The sequence below is a fragment of the Arthrobacter ginkgonis genome (assembly GCF_039540195.1).
Taxonomy (GTDB): Bacteria; Actinomycetota; Actinomycetes; order Actinomycetales; family Micrococcaceae; genus Zafaria; species Zafaria ginkgonis.
On record NZ_BAABEO010000009.1, the window covers coordinates 139,408 to 153,392 of the forward strand.

Consider the following 13,985-nt stretch of genomic DNA (forward strand, 5'->3'; position numbering starts at 1 on the left):
TGCCCAGTTGGCCGCCACCGTCCAGCACTTGGTGCGCGATTCGCTCCCCATCGCTCTCGTGGTCGCAGGTATCCCCAAGGCGGTCTCGGACCTGCTCAACGACGACGAAGCGACCTTCCTGCGTCGGGCCGACCCCATTGTCCTGGCCGATGTCCCCGTCGCGGCCGTGAAGGACTCAATGCGGGAGACCTTCCGCGGGACCGGCGTGTCCATCGGGGAGGAGCAACTGCGGGCCGCAGCCGAGGCCACCGGCGGATACCCCTTCCTCATTCAACTGGTGGGCTACCACGTGTGGCGGCTTTCGAAGGAGTCGGGCGTCACGGACGAGACCCTGGCCCGAGGCGTGGAGGCCGCTCGTCGAAGGCTCGGATCCATGGTCCTGGCAACAACGCTGGCGGACCTGTCTGACGTGGCCCGCACGTTCCTGCTGAAGATGGCCCCTCGGCCATCGCGGACATCGCCGCCCGGCCTGGCCTAATTGGCCGGCAGGCGGCAGCCCAGCGCCAGTTCCGCGTAGGAGCGCACCTGCGCGCGGCGCTGTTCGCCGTCGAGGGCGATCCCGACCAGCGCGTACAGGTCGTAGGCGTCCTCCAGCGCAACCAGGTTGCGGGCAATGGCCTCGGCCGGGGACTGCGGGTCGAAGTCCCCGGATTCGGCACCGACCTCGATGAGCGTGCGGTACAGGTCCACTTGGCGTTCGACGATGCTGCGGTGCATCGGCTGCAGCTGCGGATTCGTCCGGGCGAAGGACAGGCTGCCGTAGAGCAGGCCCAGGTCCTCGCTGATCTCGTCGGGCACACCGAGCTCGATCATCCGCGCCAGCCGGTGGGCCGGGCTGCCCGGCGCCGCAATCACCTTCAGCCGCCGCCCGTAGAACTCCTCAAGCACGTTCTCCATGGTCTGGCGCAGCAGTTCGTCGAAACTGTCGAAGTAGTAGAGGACCGACCCCACGCTGACCTGGGCCTCGTCGGCCACGGCCCGCACGCTGGCGGTGCCGGCCCCGCCCCGGAGCAGCACGCGCGACGCCGCCGCGATCAGTTCGCGGCGGCGGGCATCGGCCTTGCTAGTGCGCGGCGGGGACTTCGTCGAGGAACTTCCGGGGCCGCTCTTGCCCGAGCTCACCGTCACCGCGGGACGCTCCCAGGGCCCGGTACACGTCCGGGGCCCGCCGCTTGAGCACCGCCGCGTGGACAAACCCGGCCAGGAAGAGCACCGGCGTGGGCAGCAGGAGAATCCAATTGACGGCTCCTTCCATCCCGCTGGTGATCTCGAAGTTCAATACGATCATAGTGAACCCCACGAGGAGCCCGGCCGCCCCCAGGGCGGGCGCGACCACCACTCGCCAGATGCTGTGGCCGTGGCGGTTCCGCAGGAAGTAGCAGACGACGGCGACGGCGGCGGCTGCCTGCCCGAAGACCAGGCCCTGGACGCCGGTGGCGTAGGTCCACACCGCGAGGCCCAGGTACGGGTCGGCGGAGACCGCGGCGGCGACGGCGATGCCCGCCGTGCACAGGATGCTCATCGCCACGCTCGCCGTGGACGGAGCCTGGCTGCGGTGTCCGGTGCGGGCGAAGAGACGCGGCAGGATCCCCTCCCGGCCGAGCGCGAACAGGTAGCGCGAGCAGGCGTTGTGGAAGGCCAGCACGCAGGCGAAGAAGCTGGTGACGATCAGGATCCGGACCACGATGGCGGCCCACGGGCCCACGTACTGGCCGGCGGCGGTGAAGACCATGTCCTCGAAGCTGTCCGAAGTGGCCAGGGCGATGACCCCCTCCACGCCGAAGGCGACCGTGAGGACCCAGAACGTCAAGGCGTAGAAGACGGCCAGCGCCGCGACGGACAGGTAGGTGGCCACCGGAATGGTCCGGTGCGGCGTCCGCGCCTCCTCGGCATAGATGGCCGTTCCCTCGAATCCAAGGAAGGCGCCGAACCCGATCACCAGCAGGGCGCTGACGCCGGAGGAGAAGAAGATGTTCTGCGGGTCGAAGGCCGCCAGGGACACGGGTTCGGGACCGCCGTCGGCCAGCACCGTCAGGGCCAGCACCAGGAGGATGGCAACCTCCGCCGCGACCAGGACGGCCAGCACCTTGGCCCCCACATCGACCTGCCGCACGCCCAGGAACGCCACCACCGCCACCGCGGCCAAGGCCCAGAGCCACCAAGGCAGGTCCACGCCGAGCAGTTCGGCAACGGTCAGCTGCCCGAAAAAGCCGAAGAAGGCGAAGAAGCTGATGCACAGGAACGCGTAGGCGAAGACCGTCACGTAGGCCAGGCCGATGCCGGCCCCCTTGCCCAGCCCGTGCAGCGCATAGGCGTAGAACGCTCCGGCGTTGGGCACCCGTGCGGACATCGCGGTGAAGCCGACCGCGAAGAGGCCCAGCACCAGGCCGCAGAAGAGCATGGCGCCGGCGGCGCCGATGCCGCCAAGCCGCAACCCCATCGGCGCGGCGCTGACCACCACCGTCAGGGGCGCGGCCGCCGAGGCGACCAGGAACACGATGCCCCAGACGCCCAACCGCCCGGCGGCCAGGCCTCCCCTGCTGCCGGATTGCGCCGTCGTCGTTTCCATCTGCATCTCCGTTCCGAATGTGTCGTCCATCACTTCTGAACAGCGATTCAAGTGTATGCTCGTTCCCACTGTCAATATCCCAAGGTTTTTCTTGAAAATATGAACAGGAGTTCAAAAATGGGACCTTCGATGACGCAGCCCGCCGCAGCCTTCCCCGGCGGGGTCCGGGCCCGGGACCTGGGCATCCCGCTGGACGGCACTCCGGGAACGCACAACGCCATTACCGACGTCGCCGGCGTCACCGTCGGCTACACGACGCTGAATCCGGGCGACGGCACCATGTGCACCGGCGTGACGGCGATCCTGCCGCGCGGCCGGGACGGGGTCGGCATCCCCTGCGCCGCCGGCACCTACTCGTTCAACGGCAATGGCGAGATGACCGGGCGCGCCTGGATCGAGGAATCCGGCCAGTTCACCACGCCCGTGCTGATCACCAATTCGCACGCCGTCGGCGCCTGCCACACCGGCGTGGACCAGTGGATGCACCGGGAGCACCCCGCGGTCTCCGCCCAGTGGATGCTGCCGGTGGTGGCCGAGACCTGGGACGGCTACCTGAACGACATCAACGGCGGGCACGTGCGGCCCGAACACGCCATTGCCGCCCTCGACGCCGCGGCCTCCGGACCGGTCGCCGAAGGCTCGGTCGGCGGCGGCACGGGCATGAACTGCTACGGCTTCAAGGGCGGTTCGGGCACCGCCTCGCGCCTCGTGAGCGTTGCCGGACGGCACTACACGCTGGGGGCCTTCGTGCAGGCGAACTTCGGCAGCCGGGAGGAATTCCGGCTCGCCGGGCTGCCGCTGGGGCGCCTGTCCCAGGCCCCGAACCCGCTGGAGGAGACCGACTGGTTCGCCGGCGGCCGTGCCGCGGTGCCCGGAGGGGCCGGCTCGGTCATCGTCGTCATCGCCACCGACGCCCCGCTGCTGCCAGCCCAACTCAAGGCCGTCGCCCGCCGGGTGCCGCTCGGCCTGGCCCGGACCGGCACCGCCGGCGGGCACTTCTCCGGGGACATTTTCCTGGCCTTTTCCACCGCCAACGCCGGCTCCCTCCGCTCGACGCTGCAGCGTGACCCTGCCGCCGCGGAGCTGGACAGCCTGGACTTCCTGCCGTGGGGACAGGTGGATCCGGTCTTCACCGCCACCGTCGAAGCGGTCGAGGAGGCCGTCCTGAACGCCCTGGTCAACAACGCGGACACGACCGGCCGCAACGGGCACTTCAGCCCCGCCCTGCCGCACGCGGACGTGCACACGCTGCTGACGGCGCACAACCTCCAGGCCTGAATCCGCCGAAGAGGTGCGGACCAGTCGGGGCACCTTGGCACCAGGGCAGGCCGCGTTACCCCAGCGGCACCAGCACAACGTCCCGCAGCGCGCCGTCCCCGACGGTCGCGGTCATGTAGGTGCACACCGGCTGGCGCCGGCGGTCGGTCGGCGAGCCGGGGTTGAGCAGGCGCAGGCCGCTCGGCGCGGTGGTGTCCCAGGGGATGTGGCTGTGCCCGAACACCAGCACGTCAGCGTCGGGGAACCGCGCCGCGCACCTCTTCTCGCGGCCCTGCGCGGCGCCGGTCTCGTGGATCATCGCGAAGCGGACGCCCCCGAGCTCCACCCGGGCCACCTCGGGCAGCCGCGCCCGCAGAGCGTCGCCGTCGTTGTTGCCCCACACGCCCACCAGTTGCCGCGACCGCCGCTCCAGTTCGTCCAGCAGCGCGGCGTCCACCCAGTCGCCGGCGTGGAACACCACGTCCGCCGCCTCGATGGCCTCCCACAGTTCGGGGCGCAGGTCGCGGGCGCGCTTGGGCACGTGGGTATCGGCAAGGAACAGCAGGCGCATGCTCATGCGGGAATCCTTCCACATTCCATGCGCCGCATGACGACGGGCCCCGCCCCGCGCCCCTAGCCCGCCACCCTGCGCAGCGCCTCGGCGACCCGGGCAGGGGTCTGGGTGGCGTCGATGACGTGCCAGCCTTCCGCGGCCGCCAGCCCCAGGTAGGCGGCGCGGGCCGCCTGGAGGTAGGCGAGCGGTTCATGGTCCTCGCCGCGCGCGTGGATCCGCGCGTACGCCTCCTCCGCCGGCACGTCCAGCAGCACGACGGCGTCCGGGGCCGGCAGCCGCCGGGCCAGCCAAGGCAGGAACCTCCCGCGCGGCAGCCCGCGGACCTCCCGCAGCGCCAACTGGCAGGCCAGATGGCGGTCCATGACCACCAGCCCGCCGACCCCCTGGGGGACCCTACGGGCAAACAGCGCGGCCCGGGCGTGGGCGAACAGCACGTTCACGCTGCGCACGACGGTTTCGAAGCGTTCCTTCCAGCGGACGGGAACCTCCACCCCCAGCCGGGAGGCCACCCGCGACAGCCAGCGCCGCCCGGCCGGATTGCGGACCAGGACAGCCTCCCGTCCCGCCGCCCGCTCGGCGGCGATCAAGGCGCGGGCCGCCGTCGTCTTCCCGGCGCCGTCGATCCCGAGCAGGACGACGGTGCGCGCTGATCCAGCCCCGTCACCGGGCCGCACGGGGCCGCCCTCCGCGGCCGGGGAAGGGGAGTGGCCGGTGGGGGAGCGTTCGGTGCCGGAAGATTCGGGAGGGTGGGCCGGGTCGGGGTCGTCGGGCATGGGTCCTTATCCGTGGTCGGCGGCCCCTCGCGGCATTCGGCCGCAGGGGTTCAACTACAGGGTCCAACGTACGGGACTCCGAAATCGATGCAGAACCACCAGCCCCGACCGGCATCGGTTTGCTGTGAATTGGGCCGCCCGCCGGAATCTGCCGTCCGCCCCGTCCAGCGCCGTCGACGGTTCAGCCTCGGGCGTCCACCTCCGGCCCGGCCGGTGCCTGGTGGGCGCCGGGCTGACGGCCCTCGCCGGGAGGCCCGGCGTAGGCCTGGATGATGTCCAGCCACTGGTCGGCGAGGTTCCCGGATGCCTGGACGGCGCAGTCGTCGCGGTGGCGCCGCCGGGTGGCCAGCAGCGCGAAGTCCAGCGCATCGCCCACTACCTTCTGGGCGGCGTCGTCCGGGCCCCAGGACCACGTCTCGCCGTCGGACGCCAGCTCGACGCGGATGTCCTCGACCGGCGCCGGCAGGGAATTGACCGCGAAGCTGTACGGGCGGGCTGCGACCGCCAGGTGGGCGATGTGCCGCAGCCGGGGCGAACGGACCGGGGCCAGCCCCAGCGCGTCCCGGACGTCCTGGCCATGGGCGAAGGTCTCCATGATCCGGGCGCTGACCGCGGCGGCCGCCCCCATGGGCGGGCCGAACCAGTCGATCCGTGCGCCCGGATCGAGCCGGCCCAGGGCCTGGGCGGTGCGGCGCTGCCCGGCCACCCAGCGGCGCACGATCACCTCTGGGTCGGCGCCGGCTCCGGCCTCGGCCGCCTCGGCGACGGCGGCCTCCGGGTCGGCCCCGACGCGCAGGCGGAGCCTGCCGAACTCCTCCGGGGCGGTCAGCGCCAGGAAGAGGGCCTCGTCGGTCCAGGCCAGATGGGCGACCTGGTGCCGGATGCCCCATCCGGGGGCCGGGGTGGGGCGGTCCCAGTCCCGGGGCCCGATCGGGCGGAGGACCGATTCGAGGGCCCAGGACTCGTCGTGCCAGTCCTTCAGCAGGGCGCGCAGGTCCACCGCCATCAGGCCGGCACCTTCTTGAGCTGGTTCTTCATGATCTTTCCGGTGGCGTTGCGCGGCAGGTCCGCGACGAACTCGAAACGGGCCGGGACCTTGAACGCGGCCAGCCGTTCGCGGCACCACGCGCGCAGCTCCTCCGCCGTGCAGCCGTCCGCGCCGGTGACCACGAAGGCCCTGCCGACCTCCCCCCACCTCTCGTCCGGCACGCCCACGACGGAGGCCAGGACGACGGCGGGGTGCTGGTAGATCACGTTCTCCACCTCGGCGGGGTAGACGTTCTCGCCGCCGGAGATGTACATGTCCTTCCACCGGTCCACGATGTGGAAGACGCCGTCGTCGTCGCGGCTGGCGGCGTCGCCGGTGCGCAGCCAGCCGTCCGGGCCGATCGCGGCCGCCGTCTCCGCGGGCTTGTTCCAGTAGCCGCTCATGAGCATCCGCCCGCGCAGCCACAGTTCGCCGATCGATCCGTCCGGCAGGGCCTCGCCGCCGGTGCCGCGGATGCTGGCCTCGGCATGGATGACGGGGATTCCGACGGCGGAGGGGCCGGCGCTGCCGCGCGGGGGCATGGCCAGCAGGGAGGATCCGGCCTCCGTGGCCCCGTAGATGGACATGATGTTCACCCCGCGTTCCTGCCAGAGATCGACCATCGCCCGCGGGACCGGGGAGCCGCCGACGGTGGCGTTGACCGGCAGGAACGCCGCGTCGGCGAACTCCGGCAGCGCCGCCATGAACTGGAAGTTCGCCGGCACGCCGCAGAAGTGGGTGACGCCGGCCTCGCGGTCCTGGAACAGGCGCAGCGTTTCGGCGGCGTCGAAGGAGCGCATGATGAGCGCGGTTCCGCCGTGCATCAGCACCGCGTTGGCGTACAGGTGCAGGCCCGCGACGTGGAAGGTCGGCAGCACGGTCAGGGACACCGAATCCGCTCCGACCGCCCCGGCGAACGCGGAGTTCTCGATGTTGGCCCGCACGCTGGCGAAGGTGTGCACCGCACCCTTGGGCAGGCCCGTGGTGCCGGAGGTGTAGATGATCACCCACGGGTCGTCATCGGAGAGGCCGGGACCCGGCTCAACGGCGGGGGCGGCCGCGACGGCCTCCTCGTAGCGGTGCCCGGTCCCGTCCCCCCAGCTCAGCCGCGGCAGGTCCGCCGCGCCGGCGGCGAGGTCCCGCGCCAGGGCGTCGTTGACGTCGTCGTGGACCAGCAGGCCGGGACCGAAGTCCGCCAGGATCGCGCGCAGCTCGTGGGGGGAGAGCCGCCAGTTCACCGGCACCATGATGGCCCCGATCCGGGCGCAGGCGTAGAGGACCTCGAACACGCGGGCGCTGTTCTGGGCCAGGACGGCAACGCGGTCGCCCTTGCCCATGCCGAGTTCGCGCAGGTGCCCGGCCAGGCGGCCCGAACGGTCAGACAGCTCCTTGTAGGTCGTGGCTCGGCCACTGTCCAGATCCCGCAGCGCGATCTTTTCGGGGACGCGCAGGGCCTGGTACTCGAGCCACGGAACGGGATGGCCCATGGGGATCCTCCTCGGAACGGATTGGGTGATTGGTGATCGACTGTATCCGCCATCACAGCCGTGCGGAATGACGATAAATCCGGCATCCGAGGCCTGAAAAAGAGGTTTGACCACGGATTGGGCCTCCTCCAAGATCAGTGGAGCGCCCGTGACGCCCGTCACGTGAATATGTCCCGCCCCATCTTCCGGAAGGAACCCACGGTGGCCACTACCTCCAGCCAGACCGTCGTCCAGACGTCGAGCAAAACTCCCAGAAGGGCCCGCGACCTGGTCGCGGTCAACATCGGCAACGCCATCGAATGGTTCGACTGGAACGTCTACGCGATCTTCGCCCCGTTCTTCGCCGCCCAGATCTTCCGCGCCCAGGACCCCGTTTCCGCACTGCTCGCCACGCTGGCGATCTTCGCCGTCGGGTTCCTCATGCGCCCCATCGGCGGGTGGGTGTTCGGCCTGATCGCTGACCGGAAGGGCCGCCGTTTCAGCCTCACCCTGGCCATCCTGCTCGCAGCCGTCGGCAGCCTCATCATCGCCGTGGCTCCCACGTTCGACCAGGCCGGCGTCTGGGCCTCCGCCGTGCTGCTGCTGGCCCGGCTCATCCAGGGCCTGTCCCACGGCGGGGAAACCGGATCCGCGTTCACCTACCTGGCGGAGATCGCGCCCTCGGACAAGCGCGGCCTCTGGGCCTCCACCCCCTGGATCGGCGTGGCGTTGGGCACCATGCTCGCCACCGGGCTCGGGGTCCTGCTCACCAGCGTGCTGGACCAGCAGGAGATGTCCGCGTTCGGGTGGCGGATCCCGTTCGTGGTCGGTGCCCTGCTGGGCCTGTACGGGTTGTTCCTGCGCTTCAAGATGGCCGAATCCGAGGTCTTCGAGGCGAACAAGGAGGAAGGCCACGGCCTCTCGCTGCGGGACACCTGGCGGGTGCTGGTCCAGAACCGCCGGGCGGTGCTGAACATCGCGATCCTGTCCGTCAGCGGCGTCGTCATCTTCTACACCTGGTTCATCTTCGCGCCGTCCTACGCGACGCGGGTCCACGGCGTGCCGGCCAGCGACGCCCTTCTCGCCGGCCTGCTGGGCCAGGCCGTGTTCCTTTTCGCGGTCCCCTTCGCCGGGGCGCTCTCGGACCGGATCGGCCGCCGCCCCATGGTCTTCGCCTACACGATCGGCTTCGCGGTGCTGGCCTTCCCGCTGGAGTGGATCATGGGCCCGTCCGGGCTGCGCGTGTTCATCTCAATGGCCATCGCGTCGTTGATCCTGGCCCTTTGCTGCGCGCCGTTGGGTGCGATCTTCACCGAGCTCGTCCCCACCCGGGTGCGCGCGACGGTCGTTGGGATCACCTACGGCGGCTTCTCCGCCATCTTCGGCGGCAGCGCCCCGTACCTGAACACGTGGCTGTCCAGCATCGGCCTGCACAACCTCTTCATCGGCTTCACCATCCTGCTGTGCCTGCTCACGCTGGTGGTGTGCCTGCGGCTGCCGGAGACCAAAGGCCTGAAGATGGACTAGCGGACGTTCGAGACCAAGGAGGCGGCGCGAATGCCGAAGTTCACGTTCAGGCAGCTCGAGTACTTCCGGGCCATCGCGATGAACGGCAGCATCAGCGCCGCCTCCGACCAGGAACGCATCTCCCGCTCCGCCCTCGCCGCGGCGCTGGACGAGCTGGAACGCTCGCTCGGGTGCCAGCTGTTCATCCGGCAGAAGTCGCACGGAATGGTCCTGACCGCCGCCGGCGAGCAGGTGCTGGGCATGGCGCACGAGCTGCTGCAGGGGGCGCAGAACCTGGAGACCTCCGTCCGGGGCGGCGAACTTAGCGGGACCTTGGCCATCGGCTGCTTCACGTCGCTGGGACCGACCCTGATTCCCCGGCTTTTCGACCACTTCACGACCCACCACCCCGGGGTGACGCTGCGCGTCCACACGGAACCGCTGGACCGGCTGGTGGAACTGCTGCGCTCCGGGGAGATCGAGGTGGCCGTCAGCTACAGCCTGGACTTCGACCCCACACTGGAAACCGAGCCCCTCTACACGGCCCGGCTGCACGCCATCCTTCCGGCGAACCACCCGCTGGCGGCCCAGGAAGTGGTGGAGGCCGCCGACCTGGCCTACGAACCGCTCATCCTGCTGGACACCCCGCCCAGCCCCGAGTTCGTGCGCAACTACTTCTCCGCGCAGGGGATCACCCCCAACCTGCAGCACCGGTTCAAGAACTTCGAGGTCATCCGCTCGCTGGTGGCCCGCGGGGTCGGGTACTCCCTGGTCATCCAGCGCCCGGCCGTCGACCGCTCCTACGAGGGGCTGGAACTCGTGGCCCGCCCGCTCAGCCCCGAGCCGGCCGCGGAGGTGGTGTCCTGCGCCTGGCCGGCCAACCGCCGGCTCTCGGCCAACGCGCGCGCGGCCCTGGAGGCGCTGCGCGAGGTGGCCCGCCCCGTCCACACCCCCGAGCTCTACGGGGACTGAACGCGCCAGCGGACACGATGAAGTGTCTCTAGCATTACTGTGTGTCACACAGTATCTTGGATGCATGGACACCGATGAGCTGACGGCCGGACATCTCCAGGAGTTGCGCCGCGGCACCGTCGTGCTCGCCTGCCTCATCCGGCTGCAACGGCCCGACTACGGCTACGCGCTACTGGAGTCGCTGAACGCCCTCGGCATCCTCGTCGACGCGAACACGCTCTACCCCCTCCTCCGCCGCCTTGAAAAGCAGGGCCTGCTCGTGAGCGAGTGGAACACCGAGGAGGCCAGACCGCGCAAGTTCTACCGCACCAGCCCTGCCGGCCGGGCCCTCGCCGAAACCCTCCAGGCCGAGTGGCGCCGCGTCGACGATGCCCTCACCCGACTCACCACGGGAGACGAACGATGACCACCCTCTCCGACCGCTACGTGTGGGCCGCTTCCCGCACCCTGCCCGAGCCCCAGCGCCCCGAGTTCGGCCGCGAACTGCGCGAACGCATCGGCGACTCGATCGACTCGCGCCTCGAGCGGGGCACACCGCCGGCCGAGGCCGAATGGGACGCCCTCGCCGAACTGGGCGATCCGGCGCAGCTGGCCGCGGCTTACGTCGACCGGCCCCTGCAGCTCATCGGGCCCCGCTACTTCCTCACCTGGTGGCGGCTGCTGAAGATGCTGCTCACCGTCGTGCTGCCCATCGCCACGGCCGGGGTGCTCCTGGGCCAGCTGATCTCCGGCGCTCCCGTGGGCCAAATCATCGGCACCACGGTCGTGGCCGCGCTTTCGACAGCCATGCAGATGGGCTTTTGGACCACGCTGGCCTTCGCGCTCATCGAGCGCGCCCCGGGAGGCTCGGAGCCGGTCACGACGTGGAAGCCCGACCAGCTTCCGCAGGCGCACAACGACGCCCGCGCGGGCCGGTTGGGCGACCTCATCGGATCGCTCGTCTTCCTTGCGCTGTTCGCAGCGGCGATCGTGTGGCAGCAGTTCGGCGTCGTTTTCCGCGACGGCGTGCGGGAACCGATCCCGGTGCTCGATCCCGCCCTGTGGTCATTCTGGATCCCGTATTTCCTTGGCCTGCTGGTGCTGGAGGCGATCTTCGCGGTGCGGATCTACCGGCACGGCTGGAACCGGACCCTGGCCGGCCTGAACGTGCTGCTGAACGCCGCCTTCACGGTTCCCCTGCTCTGGCTGTTCCTCAACGGACAGTTGCTCGATCCGGCATTGCTTGAGGCGATGCGCTGGCCGTGGGGCGACGTGGGGGGCCCGGCCACTGTGTGGGTCATCGTGTGCGCCGTCGTCGGTGTGGCCGTGTGGGACGTGGTCGACGGGTTCGTGAAGGCCGCCCGCCATCGCGGGGGTTCGGCGCTCGGCGGGTGCTGACCCGGCCGGCCTGCCCGCCTGTGCGGGGGAGCGGGACGACGGCGGCGGGCGCCTTCCGCCGTCGTTCCCCCCGGACCCCGTGGCCGCCGCTCAGGTGACCACGTCGCCGGTCGCGGTCGAATCCTCACGCAACATCCAGGCCATGCGCTTGTGGGTGCGTCCGCCGACGTCGGACTCGATCACCTGGACTCCGCTCGCGGCGGACTGCAGCCCGGCCTCCACGTCCACGATGTCCGACGGCGAGCGCAGCCACATCATGAACGTCAGGTTCGAGTCCCCGGAGGTCGAGGCGCACAGGCGCAGGGTCCGGTACGTGCGCAGGTACTGGACGGCGGCCTCCAGCTGCGCCGGCGGAACCCGGACGTACCACTGGCACCCCACCGGGTAGCCCGAATGCTCCTGCGCCAGTTCGCAGCGCAGCGACACCAGGCCGGTCTCGATGGCCTCGCGCAGGTGCCGGGCGGCCGTGGTGGGGTGGGTGCCTGTCGCTTCCGCGATCTCTGCGGCGGTGGCCCGCCCGTCGCGTGCGAGCACTTCCAGCATGCGCTCCAGCTGGGGCGGCGTGGCCCCCTGGGGCCGGACGACGCCGGTGCGCAGGGCCGCGACGCGGCGCTGCTGCTCGGGCGAAAGGACGTCGAGCCGCCAGTAACTGCCGATCGCATACAGCCGGGTCGCGACTGTCACCTGCGTGCGGAGGACAGCCGGATCGGCCCGCAGCCCGGGCAGCACCTCCCGCGTCAGCTGCTGCCAGCTGGGGGAGACCACGGTCAGGCGCACGTCCCACGCGCGGGCCGACTCCTCCACGGTGGCGATGTCCGGGTCGGCGCACAGCCGTTCCAGCACCTCGGGCCGATGGCCGGGCCGGCATTCGAGGCCGATGAACGCGGTGTGCCCCTGCGCGCCCGTGGTCCCCAGGTGCGCCGTCACCCAGGCCACGCCCTCCGCGCGGAGCCGTTCCCAGCGCGCGGCCAGCGTGGTGGGGTGCCGGCCCAGTGCGGTCCCCAGCTGCGTCCAGGTGGCGCGTGGCGCAATTTGCAGGGCATGCACCAGCTCCAAGTCATCGAGGGGCAACTCCATGCAGGCTCCTTCGGTTTGATGGGTCAATAATGCAGGTTTCTAAGAATATCGGGTCACAGTGACCCGCGTCACCTCACTCTCGTAAACAGACCCCGCGACCGAAAGGACAGCCTCCGTGGCCCTTCCCGCCTCCTCCGCAGACCTGACCGTTTCCCTCCTCGACGACGCACGCTCCATGGCCGGGGACATCGGGGACCTGCGCCACCGCCTGCACCGCGAGCCGGAGATCGGGCTGGACCTGCCGCGCACGCAGGAGAAAGTCCTCGCCGCGCTGGACGGGCTCGGCTACGAGGTTTCCACCGGCACGGACACCACCTCCGTCACCGCCGTCTTGCGCGGCACGGGCGGAGACGCCGGGAGTACCGGGGAGCGCCCCGTGGTCCTGCTCCGCGGCGACATGGACGCCCTGCCCGTCCAGGAGAAGACCGGAGTCCACTACGCGTCCAGGATCGAGGGGGCCATGCACGCCTGCGGGCACGACCTGCACACCTCCATGCTCGTCGGCGCCGCGAACCTGCTCGCCGCCCGCCGCGATCAGCTCGCCGGCGACGTCGTGCTGATGTTCCAGCCCGGCGAGGAGGGCTTCGACGGGGCCGGCGTCATGCTCCGCGAGGGTGTCCTGGACGCGGCAGGGCGCCGCCCCGAGGCGGCCTACGGGCTGCACGTCATGAGCTCCATGGCCAACGCCGGGGCGGTCATGTCCCGCTCCGGCGCGGTGATGAGCTCCTCCGACGGCCTGTTCGTCACCGTCCACGGCGCCGGCGGCCACGGCTCCGCCCCGTTCGCGGCCAAGGACCCGGTGACGGTCGCCGCGGAAATGGTCATGGCCCTGCAGTCCATGGTCACCCGCCAGTTCGACGTCTTCGATCCCGTCGTCGTCACCGTCGGCGTGCTCCAAGCCGGCACCAAGCGCAACGTCATCCCCGAGACCGCGCGCCTGGAGGCGACCATCCGCTCGTTCTCCCCGGAGGCCAAGGCCCGGCTGAAGGCCTCGGTGCCGCGGCTGCTGGAATCCATCGCCGCCGGCCATGGCCTCTCCGCCACGGTCGAGTACTGCGAGGAGTACCCGCTGACCGTCAACGATGGCACGGAGTCCGCCTTCGCCCGCCGCGCCGTCGACGAACTCCTCGGAGCCGAGCGCTACCGCGAGCTGGCGAATCCGCTGGCCGGCTCGGAGGACTTCTCCCGGGTCCTGGCGGAGGTTCCGGGTGCTTTCCTGTTCCTCTCCGCCGTCCCGGACGGCACCGACCACGCCGATGCGGCGTACAACCACTCCCCGTACGCGGTGTTCGACGACGCCGTGCTGCCCGAGGGCACCGCCCTCTACGCGCGGCTGGCGCTTGAGCGCCTCGCCGCCGCCCGCCCCTAGCGGGCGCCCCTTCCCGTG

14 protein-coding genes are annotated in these 13,985 nt (G+C 70.8%); 7 read left to right on the plus strand and 7 right to left on the minus strand.

The window, feature by feature from the left end; all coding sequences use genetic code 11:
* Positions 1–7 precede the first annotated feature (7 nt).
* Positions 8–478, plus strand: a complete 471-nt coding sequence (locus ABD912_RS07225) for a hypothetical protein (protein WP_345149634.1) — start codon at positions 8–10, stop codon at positions 476–478.
* Here the strand turns inward: ABD912_RS07225 and ABD912_RS07230 are convergent.
* Together ABD912_RS07230 and ABD912_RS07235 are read right to left on the minus strand one after the other, a co-directional pair.
* The gene (locus tag ABD912_RS07230) at positions 475–1,128 is read right to left on the minus strand and encodes a TetR/AcrR family transcriptional regulator (RefSeq protein WP_345149635.1); all 654 of its coding nucleotides are present in this window, start codon (positions 1,126–1,128) and stop codon (positions 475–477) included. The genes ABD912_RS07225 and ABD912_RS07230 overlap by 4 nt on opposite strands.
* A complete protein-coding gene (locus ABD912_RS07235; protein ID WP_345149637.1) occupies positions 1,064–2,599 on the minus strand; it encodes an APC family permease in 1,536 nt (511 codons plus the stop codon). The genes ABD912_RS07230 and ABD912_RS07235 overlap by 65 nt, the downstream gene beginning before the upstream one ends.
* A 99-nt stretch (positions 2,600–2,698) precedes the next feature.
* Here ABD912_RS07235 and ABD912_RS07240 point away from each other — a divergent pair, with 99 nt between their 5' ends.
* Positions 2,699–3,847, plus strand: a complete 1,149-nt coding sequence (locus ABD912_RS07240; protein WP_345149639.1) for a DmpA family aminopeptidase — start codon at positions 2,699–2,701, stop codon at positions 3,845–3,847.
* Positions 3,848–3,902: 55 nt separating this feature from the next.
* Here the strand turns inward: ABD912_RS07240 and ABD912_RS07245 are convergent, their stop codons facing one another.
* From ABD912_RS07245 to ABD912_RS07260, 4 genes are all read right to left on the minus strand, one after another.
* Positions 3,903–4,403: a metallophosphoesterase family protein gene (locus ABD912_RS07245; RefSeq protein ID WP_345149641.1), complete on the minus strand. Its 501-nt coding sequence runs from the start codon at positions 4,401–4,403 to the stop codon at positions 3,903–3,905.
* A gap of 56 nt (positions 4,404–4,459) precedes the next feature.
* Positions 4,460–5,173, minus strand: a complete 714-nt coding sequence (locus ABD912_RS07250; protein WP_345149643.1) for a dTMP kinase — start codon at positions 5,171–5,173, stop codon at positions 4,460–4,462.
* 181 nt (positions 5,174–5,354) lie between these two features.
* A complete protein-coding gene (locus tag ABD912_RS07255) occupies positions 5,355–6,179 on the minus strand; it encodes a TIGR03084 family metal-binding protein (protein WP_345149645.1) in 825 nt (274 codons plus the stop codon).
* Positions 6,179–7,687, minus strand: coding sequence for an AMP-binding protein (locus ABD912_RS07260; protein WP_345149647.1), 1,509 nt, complete (start codon positions 7,685–7,687; stop codon positions 6,179–6,181). Before ABD912_RS07260 ends, ABD912_RS07255 begins: the two co-directional genes overlap by 1 nt.
* Before the next feature lie 201 nt (positions 7,688–7,888).
* Between ABD912_RS07260 and ABD912_RS07265 the strand changes: the two genes are divergently transcribed.
* The 4 genes from ABD912_RS07265 (at position 7,889) to ABD912_RS07280 (ending at position 11,521) form a co-directional block, all read left to right on the plus strand.
* The gene (locus tag ABD912_RS07265; RefSeq protein WP_345149649.1) at positions 7,889–9,193 is read left to right on the plus strand and encodes an MFS transporter; all 1,305 of its coding nucleotides are present in this window, start codon (positions 7,889–7,891) and stop codon (positions 9,191–9,193) included.
* Positions 9,194–9,223: 30 nt separating this feature from the next.
* The gene (locus tag ABD912_RS07270; RefSeq protein WP_345149650.1) at positions 9,224–10,144 is read left to right on the plus strand and encodes a LysR family transcriptional regulator; all 921 of its coding nucleotides are present in this window, start codon (positions 9,224–9,226) and stop codon (positions 10,142–10,144) included.
* A gap of 64 nt (positions 10,145–10,208) precedes the next feature.
* Complete coding sequence (locus tag ABD912_RS07275; protein WP_345149651.1) at positions 10,209–10,550, plus strand: PadR family transcriptional regulator; 342 nt, start codon at positions 10,209–10,211, stop codon at positions 10,548–10,550.
* Positions 10,547–11,521 carry a permease prefix domain 1-containing protein gene (locus ABD912_RS07280; RefSeq protein ID WP_345149652.1) on the plus strand — a complete coding sequence of 325 codons (975 nt, stop codon included), beginning with the start codon at positions 10,547–10,549 and terminating at the stop codon, positions 11,519–11,521. Before ABD912_RS07275 ends, ABD912_RS07280 begins: the two co-directional genes overlap by 4 nt.
* A gap of 90 nt (positions 11,522–11,611) precedes the next feature.
* Here ABD912_RS07280 and ABD912_RS07285 read toward each other — a convergent pair whose 3' ends face one another.
* Positions 11,612–12,598 carry an Lrp/AsnC family transcriptional regulator gene (locus tag ABD912_RS07285; protein WP_345149653.1) on the minus strand — a complete coding sequence of 329 codons (987 nt, stop codon included), beginning with the start codon at positions 12,596–12,598 and terminating at the stop codon, positions 11,612–11,614.
* Between the two features lie 175 nt (positions 12,599–12,773).
* On the opposite strand from ABD912_RS07285, the gene ABD912_RS07290 reads away from it, so the two are divergent.
* Entirely contained in the window at positions 12,774–13,967 is a 1,194-nt protein-coding gene (locus ABD912_RS07290) for a M20 metallopeptidase family protein (protein WP_345149983.1), read from the plus strand.
* The last annotated feature ends 18 nt before the right edge of the window (positions 13,968–13,985 follow it).

What these genes read in the sequence shown, in the direction of transcription:
- ABD912_RS07285 (WP_345149653.1), bottom strand. Translation starts at nt 12,598, where the DNA reads ATGGAGTTGCCCCTCGATGACTTGGAGCTGGTGCATGCCCTGCAAATT.
- ABD912_RS07245 (WP_345149641.1), bottom strand. Translation starts at nt 4,403, where the DNA reads ATGAGCATGCGCCTGCTGTTCCTTGCCGATACCCACGTGCCCAAGCGC.
- ABD912_RS07260 (WP_345149647.1), bottom strand. Translation starts at nt 7,687, where the DNA reads ATGGGCCATCCCGTTCCGTGGCTCGAGTACCAGGCCCTGCGCGTCCCC.
- ABD912_RS07275 (WP_345149651.1), top strand. Translation starts at nt 10,209, where the DNA reads ATGGACACCGATGAGCTGACGGCCGGACATCTCCAGGAGTTGCGCCGC.
- ABD912_RS07250 (WP_345149643.1), bottom strand. Translation starts at nt 5,173, where the DNA reads ATGCCCGACGACCCCGACCCGGCCCACCCTCCCGAATCTTCCGGCACC.
- ABD912_RS07240 (WP_345149639.1), top strand. Translation starts at nt 2,699, where the DNA reads ATGACGCAGCCCGCCGCAGCCTTCCCCGGCGGGGTCCGGGCCCGGGAC.
- ABD912_RS07290 (WP_345149983.1), top strand. Translation starts at nt 12,774, where the DNA reads ATGGCCGGGGACATCGGGGACCTGCGCCACCGCCTGCACCGCGAGCCG.
- ABD912_RS07235 (WP_345149637.1), bottom strand. Translation starts at nt 2,599, where the DNA reads ATGGACGACACATTCGGAACGGAGATGCAGATGGAAACGACGACGGCG.
- ABD912_RS07280 (WP_345149652.1), top strand. Translation starts at nt 10,547, where the DNA reads ATGACCACCCTCTCCGACCGCTACGTGTGGGCCGCTTCCCGCACCCTG.
- ABD912_RS07270 (WP_345149650.1), top strand. Translation starts at nt 9,224, where the DNA reads ATGCCGAAGTTCACGTTCAGGCAGCTCGAGTACTTCCGGGCCATCGCG.
- ABD912_RS07255 (WP_345149645.1), bottom strand. Translation starts at nt 6,179, where the DNA reads ATGGCGGTGGACCTGCGCGCCCTGCTGAAGGACTGGCACGACGAGTCC.